Source organism: Aliirhizobium sp. YIM B11859, from assembly GCF_057163345.1.
In genome coordinates, this window is record NZ_JBXHAY010000017.1 from 1 (window position 1) to 18,648 (window position 18,648).

10 protein-coding genes and 2 pseudogenes are annotated in these 18,648 nt (G+C 56.7%); 7 read left to right on the forward strand and 5 right to left on the reverse strand.

Annotation, left to right across the window (positions count from 1 at the left end; all coding sequences use genetic code 11):
- The first annotated feature begins 337 nt into the window (after window positions 1–337).
- From AC2GXZ_RS30465 to AC2GXZ_RS30480, 4 genes are all read left to right on the forward strand, one after another.
- The gene (locus AC2GXZ_RS30465) at window positions 338–1,819 is read left to right on the forward strand and encodes a PAS domain S-box protein (protein WP_483763008.1); all 1,482 of its coding nucleotides are present in this window, start codon (window positions 338–340) and stop codon (window positions 1,817–1,819) included.
- Between the two features lie 163 nt (window positions 1,820–1,982).
- Window positions 1,983–3,491 (forward strand): ATPase domain-containing protein, encoded by a 1,509-nt coding sequence (locus AC2GXZ_RS30470; RefSeq protein ID WP_483763009.1) that lies wholly within the window; start codon window positions 1,983–1,985, stop codon window positions 3,489–3,491.
- Window positions 3,475–5,532 carry an ATP-binding protein gene (locus tag AC2GXZ_RS30475; protein WP_483763046.1) on the forward strand — a complete coding sequence of 686 codons (2,058 nt, stop codon included), beginning with the start codon at window positions 3,475–3,477 and terminating at the stop codon, window positions 5,530–5,532. The genes AC2GXZ_RS30470 and AC2GXZ_RS30475 overlap by 17 nt, the downstream gene beginning before the upstream one ends.
- 317 nt (window positions 5,533–5,849) lie before the next feature.
- A complete protein-coding gene (locus AC2GXZ_RS30480) occupies window positions 5,850–6,230 on the forward strand; it encodes a response regulator (RefSeq protein WP_483763010.1) in 381 nt (126 codons plus the stop codon).
- Between the two features lie 31 nt (window positions 6,231–6,261).
- Here the strand turns inward: AC2GXZ_RS30480 and AC2GXZ_RS30485 are convergent, their stop codons facing one another.
- From AC2GXZ_RS30485 to AC2GXZ_RS30495, 3 genes are all read right to left on the reverse strand, one after another.
- A complete protein-coding gene (locus AC2GXZ_RS30485) occupies window positions 6,262–6,723 on the reverse strand; it encodes a BLUF domain-containing protein (protein WP_483763011.1) in 462 nt (153 codons plus the stop codon).
- 11 nt (window positions 6,724–6,734) lie between these two features.
- On the reverse strand, window positions 6,735–9,089 hold the full coding sequence (locus AC2GXZ_RS30490) for a bifunctional diguanylate cyclase/phosphodiesterase (protein ID WP_483763012.1): 2,355 nt from the start codon (window positions 9,087–9,089) through the stop codon (window positions 6,735–6,737).
- Window positions 9,090–9,425: 336 nt separating this feature from the next.
- The gene (locus AC2GXZ_RS30495) at window positions 9,426–10,574 is read right to left on the reverse strand and encodes a GGDEF domain-containing protein (protein WP_483763013.1); all 1,149 of its coding nucleotides are present in this window, start codon (window positions 10,572–10,574) and stop codon (window positions 9,426–9,428) included.
- 457 nt (window positions 10,575–11,031) lie between these two features.
- On the opposite strand from AC2GXZ_RS30495, the gene AC2GXZ_RS30500 reads away from it, so the two are divergent.
- Window positions 11,032–12,153: an alpha/beta hydrolase gene (locus AC2GXZ_RS30500; protein WP_483763047.1), complete on the forward strand. Its 1,122-nt coding sequence runs from the start codon at window positions 11,032–11,034 to the stop codon at window positions 12,151–12,153.
- A 487-nt stretch (window positions 12,154–12,640) separates the two neighbouring features.
- On the opposite strand, the pseudogene malQ reads toward AC2GXZ_RS30500, so the two are convergent.
- Both malQ and amyA read right to left on the reverse strand, forming a co-directional pair.
- Window positions 12,641–14,497: pseudogene (gene malQ, locus AC2GXZ_RS30505) on the reverse strand (4-alpha-glucanotransferase); the annotation flags it as partial.
- A 114-nt stretch (window positions 14,498–14,611) separates the two neighbouring features.
- Window positions 14,612–16,096 carry an alpha-amylase gene (gene amyA, locus AC2GXZ_RS30510; RefSeq protein ID WP_483763014.1) on the reverse strand — a complete coding sequence of 495 codons (1,485 nt, stop codon included), beginning with the start codon at window positions 16,094–16,096 and terminating at the stop codon, window positions 14,612–14,614.
- A gap of 152 nt (window positions 16,097–16,248) precedes the next feature.
- Between amyA and AC2GXZ_RS30515 the strand changes: the two are divergent.
- Window positions 16,249–17,373, forward strand: a pseudogene (locus tag AC2GXZ_RS30515) (zinc-binding metallopeptidase family protein).
- A 259-nt stretch (window positions 17,374–17,632) separates the two neighbouring features.
- Entirely contained in the window at window positions 17,633–18,631 is a 999-nt protein-coding gene (locus AC2GXZ_RS30520; RefSeq protein WP_483763015.1) for a sensor histidine kinase, read from the forward strand.
- Window positions 18,632–18,648 lie beyond the last annotated feature (17 nt).

Genomic DNA, 18,648 nt, shown 5'->3' on the forward strand with positions numbered 1-18,648 from the left:
TGAAGACGGCGCAGGAATTGAAGTCTCAGGGCAAGGCATTCCGGGTTTTTGCCGATAACGATGCCTCGGATGCGGAGCGCCAGGCGTTCTTTGATCTTGGGGCGGTGGAGTAGCGAAATTCGCGCACCACGGTTGACGGACGCTGGTTAAGCCCGCTCCTGTGAAACCGATAATAGAAATGTCTGCTCGTTTCGCATCGACGATATTATGTCCTCGATATCTTCGTCGTCGGATAAGGTTACGGCTGTTGTTCCCGAAGTCAGATCTCGACGACGCCATGACAACCCGGGAACAAAGCTCCCTTTCCAGCGTTTCGGCCCGAAGATGGAGAGTTCTCTTGGCCAGCAAGCATGCCCACCGACAGATCAACCAAATCGTTGCTGGATTGAAGGAGGGCGTCATTCTTCTGGATCTGAACGGTAAGTTCCTCGGCGCAAATACTGCGGCCTTGGAAATGCACGGCGTCAAGCGGGAGTCTCAACTCGGCATGACGCTCGCAGAATACCGCGAGCGATACGTCCTCAAATATCGTAACAACCATCTCGTCGCCGAAGGCGAACATCCGGTCGAAAGGGTGATCGCCACCGGTCAAATGGTCGAGACGACTCTAGAGGCACGCCCGACTGGCGACGACAACAATTCCAGGATGCTCGCTTCGCGTTGTTTCATCGTGACCGACGCTGAAGATCAACCGGACTATGTCGCTTGGGTCATCCAGGACGAGACCCGGCGCTACGAGGCCGAGGACCGGTTCGAGGCAGCCTTCAACGCCAATCCCGCTCCAGCGATCATTTGTCGCTTGGCTGACTTTCGTTATGTCCGAGTTAACCCGGGCTTTCTTGAGATGACCGGTTATAGCCGTAGCGAGCTGATGGGAAGGACTGCCTACGAAATCGACGTCATGGCCTTTGCGGAAAAGCGCGAGGACGCGCAAGAACAACTTAAGGCTGGCCGAACGATCCCGCAAATGGAAGCGATCATTCCGTTGCCGGACAAGGGCGCGAAGCCGGTGATCGTCGCGGGTGAACCGATAGAGGTGGCCGGTGGGCCCTGCATGCTTTTCACATTCGCAGATCTCGAGCCGTTAAAGAAAGCGCAGCAGGTCCTGAAACAGAGCGAGGAGCGCTTCTCCAAAGCCTTTGGCCTCTCACCGCTTCCGACCGTCATCGTCAGAATTTCGAACTTTGAGGTGATCGAGGCCAATACTGCTTTCTTCCGCCTGACAGGGTCAGCGGAAGAGCAAGTGATTGGACGTAATCAGAACGAACTCGATCTTTGGCTGGACAAGGACGTTCAGCGGGTCGTCGAAGCCGCGATGCAGAAAGACGGCCGACTCCGCAACATAGATTTCCGACTGAAATCCAAGGATGGCGCATTGGTGGATTGCCTGCTGTCATCGGAAGAAATCAAGATCGACGACGTCGCCTGCATCATGATGGTAATACAGGATATCACCGACAGGAAACGTTCCGAAGAGGAATTGATGTCGGCGATCGAAGCTGTGATGACCGACACGTCGTGGTTCAGCCGCAGCGTCGTCGAGAAGCTGGCTGCGTTGCGACAGACCTCCAACCTCTCAGGCGTGATCGCGTCTGCAGGTGTTTCCGACCTGACCGAGCGCGAGCAGGATATTCTGTCTCTGATCTGTCAGGGGCAAAACGACGCGCAAATGAGCGAGCGGCTGAAACTCTCACGTCATACGATTCGCAACCACGTGTCGGCGCTCTATCGAAAAATCGGCGTCAACCGACGCGGAGCGGCCATTCTGTGGGCCCGGGAACGCGGTATCGGGCCGAAACTGTCTAAACTGACGCGATAACGGGCATAATATAAGTACAGAAATACTAAATAGGCTGGTATTTTGCGCTCTTGTGAGCGCGTGTTTCCAACAGTAAATCCTTGGTACTTTCGCCTTCGCCGCTACGGCGCGACCTCCTCGCGTTACCACGGCTCATCGCAAACGGCTTGTACTAGGGGACACTATGTCAGATCTTTCGACTGAGAAAGCCCGGACCGGTGTCGAAGGCTTGGATGACATCCTTTCGGGTGGTCTATCGCGTCGACACGTATTTTTGCTTGAGGGGTCACCTGGAGCGGGCAAGACAACGATTGCCATGCAGTTCCTAATCGAAGGCGCCCGGCTGGGCGAGCGCTGCCTTCACATCAGTCTTTCAGAAACCGAGGAGGAACTGCGGGATAGCGCGCGCTCGCACGGCCTGGAATTCGGCGAAAACGTCGAGATTTTCGAGCTGGTACCGCCGGAAAGCCTTCTTGATGCGGACCAGCAGCAGAGCTTGCTTTACTCATCCGATCTTGAGCTTGGCGAAACCACCAAGCTGATCTTTGAGGCTTTCGAACGCTTGAAGCCGCAGAGGGTCGTCATTGACAGTCTGTCGGAGATCAGGCTGCTAGCGCAAAGCTCGCTTCGATATCGCCGACAGATCCTTGCCCTAAAACATTTCTTCGCGCGGTCGGGTGCGACCGTTCTCCTCCTGGACGACATGACATCCGACATTCTAGACAAGACTGTTCACAGCGTTGTGCATGGCGTGATCCATCTTGAGCAACTTGCACCAAACTACGGTTCAGAACGTCGTAGGCTGAGGGTCGTCAAATACCGGGGCCAGGCTTTCCGTGGTGGTTTCCATGACTTTGTCATCAGGACTGGTGGAGTAGCGGTGTTTCCACGGCTGCGCGCCGGAGAGCACCGGATCGACTTCGAGCGCTCGACGCTCAAAAGCGGCATCAACGAGTTTGACAGACTCTTGGGTGGCGGCATTCAGCGTGGATCTAGTACGCTCCTCATCGGCCCGGCAGGTACGGGCAAGAGTTTATTCGCGCTCCAATTTGTTGATGCGGCTGTCAAACGTGGTGAGAAAGCTGCGATCTTCGTCTTCGACGAAGAACTGGGCTTGTTGTTCTCGCGAACGAAGGCGATGGGACTTGATCTTGAGACAATGCAGGAAGAAGGTCTGATCCACATCGAGCAACTCGACGCTGCAGAGCTATCACCTGGGGAGTTTGCTCAGCGTGTCCGGGATCGGGTGGCAAGCTATGACGCAAAGACCGTCGTGATCGATAGCATTAACGGCTATCAGGCGGCAATGCCGGACGAAAACGCCCTCATTCTTCACATGCACGAATTGCTGCAGTACCTGAACCGGCAGGGTGCCAACACCTTCCTGACCGTTGCGCAACATGGTCTGGTCGGCGATATGAAATCGCCCGTCGACGTCACTTATCTTGCTGATACAGTCGTTCTGCTTCGATACTTCGAGGCCCTTGGCAAAGTTCGCCGTGCGGTCTCGGTTATCAAGAAGCGTACCGGGCGTCACGAAGACACCATTCGGGAGTACAGGATAAGCGAAGATGGTCTCACATTGGGTGAACCCTTGACCGGTTTCCAGGGAGTCCTTCGTGGGGTGCCGACCCTGGTTGGTGAAAGGCATTCGCTGCTTTCAGAGCTGGACGAGGGTGATAGCCATATCTGACAAGGATTCCACCGGCCTGATCCTGGCCCCCGTCGGTCGGGATGCCCAGATTGCTGCATCCTTGCTGAAGGAAGCTGGCATAGCGTCAATGGCCGCGCCCGATCTGGCCTCCTTCGTTTCTGACCTAGGAGATAACATTACCTGTGCTGTGATCGCGGAGGAGGCGCTGCGTTCTGCCGATCTGCGGGCGCTCTCCGCCTGGGTCGAGGAGCAACCCAGCTGGTCCGACCTTCCGTTTATCATCATGACCAACCGGGGTGGCGGTCCCGAACGCAATCCCGCAGCGGCAAGATTATCAGAAGTCCTTGGTAATGTCAGTTTCATTGAGCGCCCGTTTCATGCGACGACCTTCATCAGCGTTGTGCGCTCGGCGTTGCGAGGCAGACGCCGACAATATGACGCGCGTCTGCGGATCGAGGCATTGGACGAAGGGGAGAGACGCCTGCAAACGGCGCTCCAGGCGGGCCGTCTTGGTTCCTGGGAGCTCGATCTCGCAACGCTCGCGCTGACGACATCAGCCACATGCAAGGCGATTTTCGGACGGTGCTCTAGCGACAATTTTTCTTATGAAGACTTGGTCGCTTCAATCCACCCTGAAGACCGCGAGAGGATGCAGGCTGCCGTGCAGGCCACCGTCGAAAACGGTGCGGACTACGCGATCGAGTATCGGACTGTCTGGCCCGACGGATCTTCCCATTGGGCAGAGATCCGCGCGCAACTCTACAAAGATCGTGCCGGGAAAGGGACCAAGCTCGTAGGCGTTTCAGCGGACATTACCGAACGTGTGAATAACGAGATCCGTCAGAGACATCTCAATGAAGAGTTGGAAGGGCGCGTGATTGAGCGGACACTCGAGCTGGAACAGGCGCATGCAATCGTGATGGCCGAAGTTGGCCAGCGCGAAAAGGCAGAGGAGCAATTGCGCCAAGCCCAAAAGATGGAGGCGATAGGCCAGCTGACCGGCGGTGTAGCCCATGACTTCAACAATTTGCTGATGGCTGTGCTCGGCAATCTCGAACTTCTTCGCAAGCATGTCGGAAGCGACAGCAAAGCGAGCCGTCTCATAGACGGCGCCTTGCAAGGTGCCAAACGCGGTGCATCTTTGACGCAGCGTCTGCTTGCGTTTTCTCGTCGCCAGGATTTGCGTGTCGAGCCCGTCGACATGCGCCAACTCGTGGTCGGCATGGAAGATCTGCTGAGGCGCTCTGTGGGCTCCACCATCGTCGTCGAGACGGAAATTCCTGACCATCTACCACCAGTCTCGGCCGACGCCAATCAAGTCGAACTGGCATTGCTCAACCTCGCTGTCAATGCCCGTGATGCGATGGCGGGCGGTGGTCGACTTCACATCGCCCTCAAGGAAGCGAAGCAGGATTTATCCACCGAGACGCTGGCCGCCGGACGTTATGTTGTCCTCTCCGTGATCGATCAGGGCCACGGCATGGATGAGGCCACGCTTCAGAAAGCGATCGAGCCGTTCTTCTCGACAAAGGAGCTCGGTAAAGGAACCGGTCTTGGACTGTCGATGATCCATGGCTTGGCATCGCAGCTCAGGGGCGAATTGCGGTTGTCGAGCACGATCGGCGTCGGTACAACGGCCGAGCTTTGGATACCCGTCTCGATATCTGCGGCTCTCGATGTGGAGCCCCTCGCACCTGAATCTGACTTGCCGGAGACCCGAATAACGCCGATGCGTATCCTCCTGGTCGATGACGACGTCCTGATTGCCATGAGCTCTGCCGACATGCTGGCTGATCTCGGGCACGAAGTCGTCGAAGCGCATTCGGGTCAAGAAGCGCTCGGGTTGCTAAACGAGAGTACCCGGTTCGACCTGATGATCACCGACTACTCGATGCCAGGGATGACGGGAGGCGAACTCGCAAGGGCTGCCAGGGACTTGATACCTGATTTTCCAATCCTGATCGCGTCCGGTTATGCCGAATTGCCGCCGGGCGTCGACCTCGACGTGGCGCGGCTGGGAAAACCTTACAGTCAGGACCAACTCGCCGCTGAAATCGGCCGGCTCAGGATGGCGCGGTAACAAGCATCTAGTCAGCCGACCGCGACCCTAGGATCAAGCGCTCCGAACAGGGTTTCGGCAAGGTCATGACCGATTTGGCGCCATCCTTTCCAAATTCAGCTGCGAGCGTGCTGCTACGCCAATAATCTCTGATTTTTACCGAGGGCGTCCGACATTCGGGTGCCTACCTGAATGGCGATCGGCGTGAGTGACGACGGGCGATGCAAACTTACCAGCCATTCGCATTTTATTAAATATGTTGGGAAATACTTGTGCCTAAGGGGCGATCGAAATCAGGATGGACGGGTTCATCTCGCGAGCATCAACTGGAGTCGGCCATGTATCAGCGTACCGTCCTTACCGTCGAAGACGAGCTTCTCATCCGAATGGTTCTCGCTGACACGCTAGCCTTTGAGGGCTACGATGTCATAGAAGCCGGGACGGTGCTCGAGGCGGTCGCCGCTCTCGGTCACCGCAAAATAGATGCAGTCATTACCGACATCGACATGCCCGGCGGCCTCAGTGGCCTGGATCTTGCGCGAATGATTTCTTCGACGCACATGCACTTACCTGTGATCATCGCATCTGGCAGGCATCGTTTGAGCCGAGAAGATTTGCCTTCGGACGCTGTATTCGTTGCGAAGCCTTATCTGTTGGAATCCATCGTCGCGATGGTGGAGCATATGACCGTAGACGAAAGCCAGCGGCTCGCAAGCTAGCGCTGCCTTACCTGCCAGCAAGAACTGGTCATCAAACGTGCGCGCTAGCGAATCCGGCGCCATTGGCCAGGTGCGCTTTGCTTGCCAAGATTGATCGCATCAGCGTTATGATCGCGCTCGTTTTCGAGACGTCTGGTCTCACAATATCCTCAAAGCCTAGCCCGGCGCACAAACGCAAGACGTCGTCCTCGTGTTCGACCCTGACCATTTTCCATTCTGCAAACACCCGCTCGTCGGCGGCGGCAAGCTCAATGAGGCGGACATGCTTGTGTCGGAGGTCAGTGCAAATCTTTTCGAACGTTGCCTCCAACGCGGCCAAAGGGCCTTCCAGAGCTTGGATGAACACGCCATCGGCAGCGATCAACGCGCCTGAAAGGTCATTCTTCGCGTTGGCTCGATCGGCAGCCGTAACGATCGACTGGATCTGCTGATTCAGCGGCTGCGTGTCCGGAAGTGAAATCTCACTGCGATACAAAAGGCGATAGAGAGGCATAATGATTTTCCTTAAGCCACGGCTTTTGATGTTGTCGTCAACAGCGCGCGTATGGCCGCTTGCTCGACGGGCCGGCTGATAAGATAGCCCTGGATTTGATCGCAGCCCTCGGCCACCGTGAATGCTCTCTGTTCAGGGGTCTCAACGCCTTCGACCGTGACTGTCATCCGCAACTTCGCCGCAAGCGATGTGATGGCCTGCATGATCGCGACCGCGTCCTGGTTATGAGGCACCTGGCGCACGAATGACTGATCGATCTTGATCTTGGTGAACGGGAAACGCTGCAGATAGCTGAGGGATGAATACCCAGTTCCGAAATCGTCCATCGAAATACGGATACCCATTGCCCTCAGGGCATGAAGAATGCGGTAGGTCGTCTCCTCATCTTGCAGCAACGCGCTTTCGGTGATCTCCAGCTCGAGGCGTGACGGAGAAAGCCCCGTTTCGCGCAACACGTTCGCCACCAGGTTGGCAAGATTGCCATCTCGCAATTGGACCGGAGAGAGGTTGACCGCAACGGAGATGTGTTTGGGCCAGTGGAAAGCCTCCTGACAGGCCGCTCGCAGCACCCACTCACCGAGCGCTACGATCAGTCCGAGTTCTTCGCAAAGCGGGATGAAGTCGGCAGGCGAGACCATGCCCCGCGTCGGGTGACGCCACCGCACAAGGGCTTCCGCTCCCTGGTACAAGCCGGATTTCGGATCGATTTGAGGTTGATAGTAAACTTCGAACTCCTCGCGGGCGAGGGCGCGACGCAGATCAAGCTCCAGTGATCTGCGAGCCTGGGCGCGGTCGCTCATCTGCGTATCGAAGTATCTGTATGCCCCGCCTCCGTCCTGCTTTGCAGCGTACAGGGCCAAATCGGCGTGGCGCGAGAGCGCGGCTCGATCTTTTCCGTCTGCCGGTGCGATAGCGATACCGAGGCTTCCCGCAACATCGATGACGGAGCCGTCTATCAGAAACGGCCGGCCCAGGAGATCGACAATCGTTTCCGAGACCGAGCCAGCCCGCTTAGGGTCGGCAACGATGATTGCGAACTCGTCACCACCCAACCGGGCGACAATATCCTCCTCATCTACGCACGCGCAGATGCGCGAGGCCACACGCTTGAGAAGCTCGTCGCCAGCCATGTGTCCCAAGGTGTCGTTGACCGACTTGAAACGATCGAGATCGAGCAGCAACAACGCGAACGAACGCTCTTCTTCTCCTCCTCTGGTACAGCCCGTATCTAGTAGCTGGTTAAACTGCAACCTGTTCGACAGACCCGTCAAAGCATCCGTGTAGGCCAATGCATGAAGCTTCCGTTCTGTGGCCAGGCGTTCGCTCTGATCGCGGATGGCGATGACCGTCTGCTGTTGCGCACCTACGGCAATGGTCTTACGGAGAACCCGTACGGGAACGAGGCGGCCATCTGCATGGCGCATCTCGGCATCCCGCTCCTCTTGCTCGGCTAGCTCGCAGATCACAAGGCCGGGAAGAACGCGCGATATCGGCATGCCAATCGCTTCTGCTCCCGACAGCCCCGAAAAGAAAGCAAAACTGCTGTTAGTCGCCTGTATTACCTCGTTTTCGCAGATCAACAGCCCCTCTACCGCCATGTCAGCGAGTTGTCGCAGCCGAAGCTGGTCCCGCTGAAGCTGTGCCCGCGCAGAAAGGGCAAAGCGAAGTCCAATGAATGCCAAAAGGACGAGGGCGGCGCTCACCGATGCCACGATCGGCGCGACAAGATCCGGCGAGAGCGCCGAGCTTGGCAACTCGATGCGGGGATCGAAGTCCAACTCTAGCGCCGCCATCCCTATGAAGTGTAAAACTGCGATGGCAGCAATCAGAAGCGGCGCTGCGAAATGCCTGAAAATCCGCTTTTTCTCGCCCGCAACGATCATCGCAAATCCGAACAAGGGCAGAGATAAGACGACAGACAGAGCGATCAGGCCATCGTTCCAACCAATCCTTCCTGTCACGAGATAGGCTGACTGGCCCATGTAATGCAGGAGCGTAATACTAAATCCAAGGATAACACCGCATGTGAACCGGCGTAAACGGTCCCGGGCGCCAATGGCGGAACCAACAGCAATGCCGACGCCAGCGATCGTCAGAATCAGCGAGCCTGCTGTTAGAATAGGATCGAAGCCGCTCTCCATCCCCGGGCGGAACGCGAGAAGACCGATCATGTGCGTGGCCCATGCCGTGCATCCGGCGGCGATGATGGCAATCGTCGACCACATGCGTCTCGCGCGGTCTTCAACCCGTCCCGCATGTCGTGCGATGGAAAACGATGCGTAGATGCCTATGATGCAGACGACCGCCGCAATCGACAAGAGAAACTGGTCGTGCGTTTCTCCAAGACAGGTATAGATCGCACGCATGGCTTTTCTCCTTGTACAAGGAGGCGTAACAGCGAAGTCTTAACGAGCTGCGGCAGGGCTCGTCCGATATGTCCAGTATGGTGAATCGCTGATGAAGTGAGCTCGCCGATCAGGGGAGCTCTTACCGACTTGAAACGAGCACGATCAAGCCAACGTATCACCATACCGGGACGGACTGAGCAACTTGCCGACAAGCAGGCGAGATGGCCATAGACAGAGGCCGGGTAACGCGACAGCGGCGAATAGCGAAGCAGCTCCATGCCAGATGAACGGGTGAACATTACGGCATTCCGGAGGAAGTGAGAGCGACAATGGCGACAAGGCGCTGAAGGCCGCTTATTTCGGGTCGCTCATTTTAGCGTAGGCTTTCGGGAATGAGATAATCTCAGCTTGGGTAGAGACGCTCTCCGTCTTCATAAGGTCATTCCACGAGATCACGCGGTTGCGGCCCTGATTTTTGGCGAGATAAAGCGCGGCATCCGCCGCTGAGAGAAGATCCCTTCCGTCTGCCTTGGCAACGCTGGAGACAACGCCGGCGCTGATCGTGACGGCCGGCAGGTTTGCCGTCGGGTGCAGGTGCAATGCTGCGATCGAGCCACGCACGTTTTCCGCAAGACTGACAGCATCCGCGATGCCAAGGTTATACGCGATGATGCCAAACTCCTCACCACCGAGGCGGTAGGGCATGCTTCGAAACCGGCACGCGGATGTCATCGCTTTGCTGGCTGCCACAATGACCTCGTCACCCGTCACATGCCCGTAGGTGTCGTTCACACGCTTGAAGTGGTCTATATCCAGAATGATCAGAGAGAAAGGCTCATTGCGCTCAAGGGCGCGATTGTAGTCGCTCTCGAAAGCACGCTTGTTTGCGAGCCCACTCAACGCGTCTGTAAAGGCGTTCTCCTTCCAGCGTTGCTCTGTTCTGATGTGTCGCATCTCGCGTTCGATCAGTCGGCCGAGGATGATCGCCGAGAGGAGGCTGACGGCAAGTGCCGCTGGGTAGGTGTTAAGAAATATCGTCAGACCCTGGCCCGAAGACACCTTCAGAAGCAAGAGCGACACAAGAGATATGCTGAAGCCAAGCACCAGTAGGCTGACGTAGCTTTTGCCCATGCGCTTGTAGACGAAGTGTCGCCAGGCCAATCCTATGGCTGCCGCAGCCGCGGTAGATTCCATAATTTTGGTGAATGGCACTGCACCAGCGAACTCATGGACGATGGACGTCAAGCCAGTCGCCGCCACGAATGAAATTGGGCCGCCGAATGCCGCCGAGAAAGCGAGGAAAAGGGATCGGCCGTTTACGGATGTGCCGTCCGAAAAAACAACCGGAAACATCATGCAGATGCAGGCTGCTACACCGAACGCGAAGCCGATTGCTGTCTTGCGGACCATGGCGGGCATGCCGCTTCTCTCGATCGCGCCGAAGATCGCAGCGACCAGCGCCATCAGGCCGAAGATACGGGACGCAAGATCGAGAAGTTCCACACGAGATCCCCGGCAGCACGTACGCTGCAAAAATGTGTCGGCCACCGCCGACGTATGATGCGGCTATACGGAAATCGCGACAGGCGAGTTTCAGCATTTTTTCTCAACTCGGCCGCATGGTGAACAAGCTATCACTAAAACGTCAAAGCTTTGTAAGCGCTGGAACAATCGACCAGCTACGTTATCGTCGACCAGCCGATATCAAAGGATCAGAAAACTGCGGGCACTCAATCTCGTTACCCTACTTCTGATCGTTTTAGGTGGCAGGAGATACGCGCGCCTTTCCTTCTGGCAAGCATGACGATGGGACCTGACTTCGTTTTTTCAGAGATTTTGGTCAGCGGTCTGATATGGCCGCTCACTGACGCGAGGATGCCGATTGATCGTCAATTGAGTTTGCATGTGCTCCATGGCAAGAAGGCCGCCTTGGTTTTTGATGGAATATCCCTTGATCGATATGCGTGAAGTCTCTCCGTTTCGGCGTTGTATCAGCCTCGTTATACTAACCGCCCTATGTGCGGAACTCGGTGCTTGCGCTGGAAGACCTGACGCGGCAGTACTCGACCCCGTACCGGTGAGCGGATCGAGCGACCGTCAGCTTACTGTCCTGACTGCCACAAACCGTTCGCCTGATGAACGCGGCTATTCTCCGAAACGCAATGCCACGTTGTCATTTGAAGAATTCTCCGTTGCGATACCGCCTTCGCACCGTCCATCCAACATCGAATGGCCGGTCGGGAAACCCGACGCTGACAAAAACATGGTCGTTGTAAAAAGACATGCGCTCGACGAGAAGCAGTTTGTCGCCATGGCGCAAGCCCCTAATAAGGAAGACGCGGTTGGCATTTTTGTGCATGGATATAATTATACGTTTCAGGAGTCGTTATATCGGCTTGCGCAAGTCGCCGCTGACTCAAAAACGGATGGCACGCCGATATTGTTTTCCTGGCCGTCACAGGGTGCTCTCGCAGGTTATCTTGCCGATCGTGACGCCGCGCTGGCTTCTAGGGATCGTCTCGTCTGGTTGGTGAAGACCGCAGCTGCCAAAACCGACGTCAAGCGCGTGATTTTGTTTGGCCACAGCGTCGGCGGCTTTTTGATCATGGAAACGTTGCGCCAGTTGAGGCTCGAAGGCAAAGACGATGTGCTTGGCAAAATAGTCGTGGTCCTTGCGGCACCCGACATTGACGACGATCTTTTCAAATCCCAGCTTGAAGCCGTTGGCCGTATGCGTACTCCGATAACATTATTCGTGTCGAAGGATGACAAGGCACTCGCTGTCTCCAGCTTCCTGAGTGGGGAGAGGCCGCGTGCCGGCTCGCTTAACGTGGACAGTCCCTCTGTTCGCGACGCTGCCTTGCGATATGGCCTTCGAATTGTTGACATCTCGTCTGTTAAGGCCGCTGACGGCGTCGGTCATGATCGATATGCAAATCTCGCACAACTAGGGCCACAACTCGCGAAGCTGAATGGAGGGGCAGCCTCGGCACCAGAGGCCGGTTCGTTTGTTTTCGACGTGGCTGCTTCAGTTGTATCGAGCCCATTCAGATTGGCAGGAGCCGTAGTCGGACAGCGGTGAGAGGCGTGTGTCTCGAACTTTTGCGAGATCGATACGCCCATCAGTTGTCTCAGCCCTTCTCGCGACCTGTCGAGCACGTGGGAAGACGTGGCGCGAATCTGCTCTATTTTCCCAGTTTGCTCTCGAGCCACGTAATCGCCTTAAGGGTCGGACGCTGTAGCCATCTGCTGTCCTGCGCAAGAATGATCAGACCGAGCGGGACCATCAAAAAGCCAAGGATCGGCAAAAACCCGACGAAGCCGCAAATGACGAACATGATGCCGGCAATCAGGCGGAGCCATCGCAGCTCCGGTCTTCTCATCCACCTAATAAAGCGTCCGAGGGGTCTTGGTATCTTGTCGGCATATTTCTCGACAATCGCATCGAGCTGCTGGGCATCTGTCTTGCCGGTTTCTTCACTATCATTCTTTGACGCGTCGAATGTTTCCGGGGCATGTCGATCGCCCGGCTTGTCGCCATTCGGTTGGTGGTCGGATCCGCTTGCCCGCCGACCTTTGTTTACAGCGTCCGCTATCGCAATGAGGAGAGGCAGCTTCGAAAGTTCTTCAACCGTTACCGAAAGTTTCGGTTGCCAGTTCGGGTAGCTGTCGCTCGTACCGGGGACGTTGGTCGGTTGCTTTTCATCGGTCAGATCCGCCAAACGGACAGCGACCAGCATGCTCGGCGTCCCGGCCACAAAACGATGTGCCCGGATTGTCATGTCGTGGAGCATGGGTGCTGCAGGGGTTCCGGTCGGACCGCCAGCCCCTGGATTACCGATCGCCCGGAGCAGTTGCTGCCGTTCCTTCTCGCGGGCCGCCTCGTGCTGTCGCGTCAGGTCCGGCGAGACGATGCCGTGCTCGGCCCGAAGGGCGATATCCGCACCGCGCCACCATCCGGCCAGTGTCTGATGGTCATGCGTCGATATGCAGGCCAGCGCGAGATCAGGATAATCGGTTGCGGCTTTGAAACCGTCGTCAACACGCTCGTAGGAGAAAATACGATAGGAGAGAATCCTTGCTGCCGTCAGATCGTCTTGAAGTCCATCGGGAAGCAATCCGAGATCCTCGCCAATGACGAGGCAGCGGTGTCGCGCGGACGATCCTGCTAGAATCCTGATCAGGTCCTCCTGGGGATAGCTGACATAGGCGCCATCGGATGGTATACCGTCGATCGGGACAAGGAACAGCCGGCGCAGCGCCGCCGCGTGGTCGATCCGGATGGCCCCGGCATACTGCATGGCGGTTGTGACCATCCGCTCGAATGGCGGGTTTTCACCGGACGCAATCCGCGAAGGCTGAAATCCTGCGAGGTGCCAGTCTTGCCCATCCGGCGCGAACGGATCGGGCGGGCTGCCAATGGTTGCGTCCGTGAGGTAAATCGCACGTTCGCTCCATGTCGCCGAACCGTCGATCGCCTCTCCGACAGCAAGGTCGAGGTAAAGGCCGATCCGCAATCCTGATGCCATGGCGTGGCTGGCGGCTATCTGAAGCTGTCGATGGGTGACCCACTGGAGCCAGAGATGAAACCGAACGTCGTCATCCCGCTCCGTGGCAAACGAAAGAACAGCTGCTGAGCTGGGATCCCTAAACTCCTCCGGCCATGCGTGCCAACCGGCCGAGAATCCTCTTTCCACCATATGTGCCGACAGCGCCTCGAAAATGGCGTGAAGCCGAAGCGGCTCGCTGCCTGCGAGCACGAAGGTTTCATATTCGGAAACATCGTCATTACCTTGGTACGCCGAGCGGCCCCATATCAAACGCAGGGCTGCAAGCTTAGGGGCTGCGACGCCGCGATAGGCGACTAGATCGGTATCACGCAGAGCAGCAATCATCTGCTGCTGATCGGGATCTGACGCGAAGCCCGGCACTCTGTCGACAGCGATGTAAAGCGGGTTGAGGAACAGCCGGCTGGACGGCTCATAGGGACTGCAACGGCCAGCATCGGCAAGGAATGGAGCGTGGAGCGGGTTTAACCCGATAAAATCGCCCCCAAGCGATGCCACCAGATCAATTATGATCCTAAGATCTTCGAAATCGCCGATTCCCCAATTACGTTCCGAACGCAGTTCATAAAGCTGAAGACTGATGCCCCACACCCGCTCTGTAAACAGGAAATCCGGGACAAAGCACGCAGTTGGGGTCGATAAGGGTAGCGTATCCGGTTCGGGTCTTGGCTTCACACTGCCGGAAATGTCCACATCCAAGGCACGCAGGAGTTTAGTCTTTGTCTCGTGAGACACCTCAATGGTTGTCCCGTCTGCCGTTGGACGCTTCGGGTCAATACCATATATGTCGGCCAGTCGATCGACACCATTCTCATCCCGACCGGTCGAGGACGGTTCATGTGTGCTGTTTGTCCGCATCATGGCGATTGTCCAATGAGTTCGGCATCCTAACGGTCGTGCAGGACTTTCGTTTCCGAGCAGCGGTTTCGGCGAACTATGCCGGCACCCTGCCCATCGAGTGGCATCGGCGCTTCAGAGGGCGGCGTTCTGGACCCAGACACTGACGCTGCCGCCGTTTGTCGGGAACGTCGCCTTGCCGTCGTCACAGACCACGATCTGAGCCTGGTGATGCCCGAGCACATCGACGTAAGTCTTGCCGGCGTGATCCGTTCCGAGCTCTGCGAGCTTCTCCCCGCCTTCGCCATTTGACATGACGACGACGCAGCCGGGTGCGTCTCCAGTTCCATGGCGGATAAAGCCGATACAATGCGGGTCATCGAACAGGTCCGTCTGCGGACCGTTGGCGAACCGTTTTCTGGCGTCGATGAGCGCCGAAAGGCATCCGATGGCCGGCATCTCGACCGCGCGATGTTCGCCGTCCTTATCGTCCGTGTAGCTTGCGCCATAAAGGTCCGGATAGAAGACACATGGCACGCCCTGTTCGCGCAACAGGATCAGCCCGTAGGCCAGCGGCTTGAACCAAGGATCGACGGCCGCCTCGAGTGATTGAAGCGGCTGGGTGTCGTGATTGTCGACGATGGTCACCGCATGATCGGGATGCACGGAGACGAGCGATCCGTCGAAGATCGTCCGCATATCGAAATCGCCGCCAGCCTTCGAAGCCTCATGGAAACGGTGGTGCAGCGCCACGTCGAACACGGTCAACTGGTGATCGACGAGATCGAGATAGCTCTTCAGCGTTCCCATGTCCGGGTGCCAGTATTCGGCGACGACGAACAAGTCCTCTTTGACAGTCTGACGCATATGGCCGACCCAGTCGCGGAAGAACCAAGCAGGAATATGCTTTGCGGCGTCAAGGCGGAAACCATCGACGCGCACCTGCTCGGACAGCCAGCTGCCCCAATATTTCAATTCTTCGTAGACAGCCTTGTTGCGAAACTCGACATCGGCGCCCATCAGATAGTCGAAATTGCCCAGCTCGTCGTCGACCTCGTCATTCCACTCGCCTTCGCCATATTCGTTGACCAGTCGGAACACTCCGCTTTCGTCCGGCTTCTCGATGACATCGACACCGCTGAAGCATTTCTGATCCCAGACGAATTGCGAATGCGCGCCGTCGCGGCCGGGGAAGGTGAAGCGGGTATAGGCCAGCGCCTCAAAAGCTTCTTCCTCGATCTTGGTGCGATCCTCGGGATTGACCCTGCGAACGTGGACACTTTCCTTATCGTCGGCGCCCATCTTGTGATTGAACACGACGTCGTGGATCGCACCGATGCCGTTTTCGTTGAGAACCCGGCAAGCATGTTCGAGCGCAGCCTTGTCGCCGTATTTCGTCGCGACCGTACCCTTTTGATCGAATTCGCCGAGATCAAAGAGATCGTAAGTGTCGTAGCCGACCGAAAACCCGCCAGCAGAACCTTTGTAAGCCGGGGGCATCCAGACATCCGTGATGCCGATGGCCGCCAAGCTTTCCGCCTTCTCCGCTACTTCCTTCCAGAGCCCGCCTCCATCTTGCGTATACCAATGGAAGAACTGCAGGAGCGTGCGTTGCGTCATGGCGAACCTCGTTGATGTGGCGGCAATTAACGGACTGAAGGGTGATTGGTTTCGCGGAGCCACAGGCCAAAAGATTTTATTTTTTTGTGCCCTCTGTCCGTTTTCCGGTTTTGTGCGTTTGAAGGCAGCTATTCACGCAAATGGAGCTTGGAATGCGCCTGTATCAATGCGACGTCAGCGGAATTCCCCTCTATTTCGACAATCATTTCAGCGTTGGTGCCAACAATGCGCCAGTCGGGTTCGTTGCCGACACGATGACGATGCACACGCTGTCCGACGGCGGCGATGGCCTTTGGAGCATTGAATCTTGACCTGCAGAAACGTGGCGCTTTTGCGCCAACGCCGTCATCGACGGCAGCAACTGGCTCGTTCGATCAGATGATCCAAACATCTTGGCTATACCGGCTCGATACAACCGCCTCATTCCGAACACCCAGACGCCGCAGAGTCTGGAGCGGTTTCACAAGATCGGCTCGGCTCAACGGCAACTATTTTACTCGATCCTCCGATTCGGCCTACCCTGACCGGGAAGGGATGCCGACCCACAGGCTGGGCTGGTATTTGACTTCCTGGAGGACGAAGTGGATCATTTAGGAAACTTAATCCCAGCAATGACTGGTCACGAAGACGGCCTGATCAGCTTGCGCGCAGCGGAGGCCGACGACGTCGTGCGCGAGACCGTTCGCGTTTCGATGGGGGAACCCTACCGTACACTGCTGGGCCATTTCCGTCACGAAATCGGCCATTTTTACTTTCAGCAGCTCGTAGAAGGTAGCGACATGATCGACGAAGCGCGATCGTTGTTTGGTGATGAGCGCGAGGACTATGAAGCGGCGCTGCAGCGAAACTACTCGAATGGACCGCCCGCGGACTGGCAGAACAACTTCATTTCTACCTATGCCAGCTGCCACCCATCGGAAGATTTTGCAGAATGCTGGGCGCATTTTTTCCACATGGTCGACACGCTGGAATCGACGAGATCTTTTGGCTTGTCCATCGAGCCATTCCGCCACCACGAGCTTGATGCGGAGGTTAACTTCGACCCCTATCGCGCGAAAAGCGCCCAGCAACTCGTCAATGCGTGGGTGCCAATCAGCCTGGCACTGAACACGTTTCAGCGCTCGATGGGACAATCGGACATTTATCCGTTCGTTATGTCGCCACCCGTTGTTGCCAAGCTCGATTTTATTAACCGGCTCATCAGCCAATCTAGAAGTGAGTTTGGCGAGCCGCTACGCACGGAGGCGATCAAGACGCAAATCAGAAAAGACATCTGATGCCGATAAGCTTGCACCCGCATGTAGCGATTGCGAAACGACCGACAACAGCGCTTCAGCTGCGGTTTTTACCGACCTCTGGATTTTTTTTTAGCAAAACGAGACAACGTATCAACACATCCGATCCACTCTCCTCCCACAGACAGTGAAACGGTACTTGAAACAAGTTGGGGGCCATCTAGTTATGCCCGCGCAAAAAGACCAAATCTCCTTGGTGAGGAACCAAGAGTATGTGTTTTAACGTGAAGCGAGAATGCCCATGTTCGAACAAACAGCTGGCAAGGGTCGGCGCAAGAACCACAGCGAGGCTCGGCTTGCGGCCATCGTCGATAGCTCGTTCGATGCGATCATCAGCAAGGACCTTTCCGGTACAATCGTTAGTTGGAATAGCGCCGCCGAAAAGCTGTTCGGTTATACGGCTGCTCAGGCGATTGGCCGGTCGATCTATATCCTCATTCCTGAAGATCGGCATGATGAGGAGGTTGAGATCCTCCGACGCCTGAAGCTTGGGGAGAAGATCGAAACCTTCGAGACGCTGAGGCAAACGCAAGGCGGTGAGCTGGTGCCCGTCTCGATCACCATTTCTCCGATTCGCGACAAGCGAGGCCGTATCATCGGAGCCTCAAAGATCGCGCGCGATATCTCCGAAAGTCGGGAGAAGGAACGGCGCCTGAAGTTGTTGATGCGCGAGATCAATCACCGGGTCAAAAACCAATATGCGGTCATTCTGTCCGTCATCGGCCAGACCGCGGCGCGCGAACACGATGTCAGAAGTTTTGAGAAGCGCATTCGCGAAAGGATCATGGCGCTCGCGCACACGCAGGACTTACTGTCGTCGGTCGATTGGGCCGGCGTCGACCTCAAGACGCTGATCTCGTATCATGTCAAGCCGATCGAGGCAAAGACACTTCATTCTGCAATGGGGCCTGACATCCTGCTCGGCGCAAACGCCGTCCTTAATCTCGGAATGGCCTTGCATGAGCTGGTGACAAACTGCGTCCAATACGCAAAGCGAGAGTCCTTCGATGTCACCCTGGCTTGGCGGATCGACCGATCCTCGGAAAGGGACGAATTCCATCTTCGGTGGTGTGAAGGAGGTGGTAGCGAGCCCGATCTCATCACCCGCGGAAACGGTTTCGGTTCACTGGTTCTGAAGCGTATCGTGGCCACAGCGTTAGGCGGCTCGTGCACCTGGACGGCAGACGATGGAATGATAATTTGGACTCTCACCGCACCACTGGGGAATGTGCAGGTCTGAGATAGCCGAGTGAGGCT

Coding starts and splice junctions, on each gene's coding strand:
- AC2GXZ_RS30470 (WP_483763009.1), top strand. CDS start 1,983: ATGTCAGATCTTTCGACTGAGAAAGCCCGGACCGGTGTCGAAGGCTTG.
- AC2GXZ_RS30480 (WP_483763010.1), top strand. CDS start 5,850: ATGTATCAGCGTACCGTCCTTACCGTCGAAGACGAGCTTCTCATCCGA.
- AC2GXZ_RS30485 (WP_483763011.1), bottom strand. CDS start 6,723: ATGCCTCTCTATCGCCTTTTGTATCGCAGTGAGATTTCACTTCCGGAC.
- AC2GXZ_RS30490 (WP_483763012.1), bottom strand. CDS start 9,089: ATGCGTGCGATCTATACCTGTCTTGGAGAAACGCACGACCAGTTTCTC.
- AC2GXZ_RS30500 (WP_483763047.1), top strand. CDS start 11,032: ATGCGTGAAGTCTCTCCGTTTCGGCGTTGTATCAGCCTCGTTATACTA.
- amyA (WP_483763014.1), bottom strand. CDS start 16,096: ATGACGCAACGCACGCTCCTGCAGTTCTTCCATTGGTATACGCAAGAT.
- AC2GXZ_RS30520 (WP_483763015.1), top strand. CDS start 17,633: ATGTTCGAACAAACAGCTGGCAAGGGTCGGCGCAAGAACCACAGCGAG.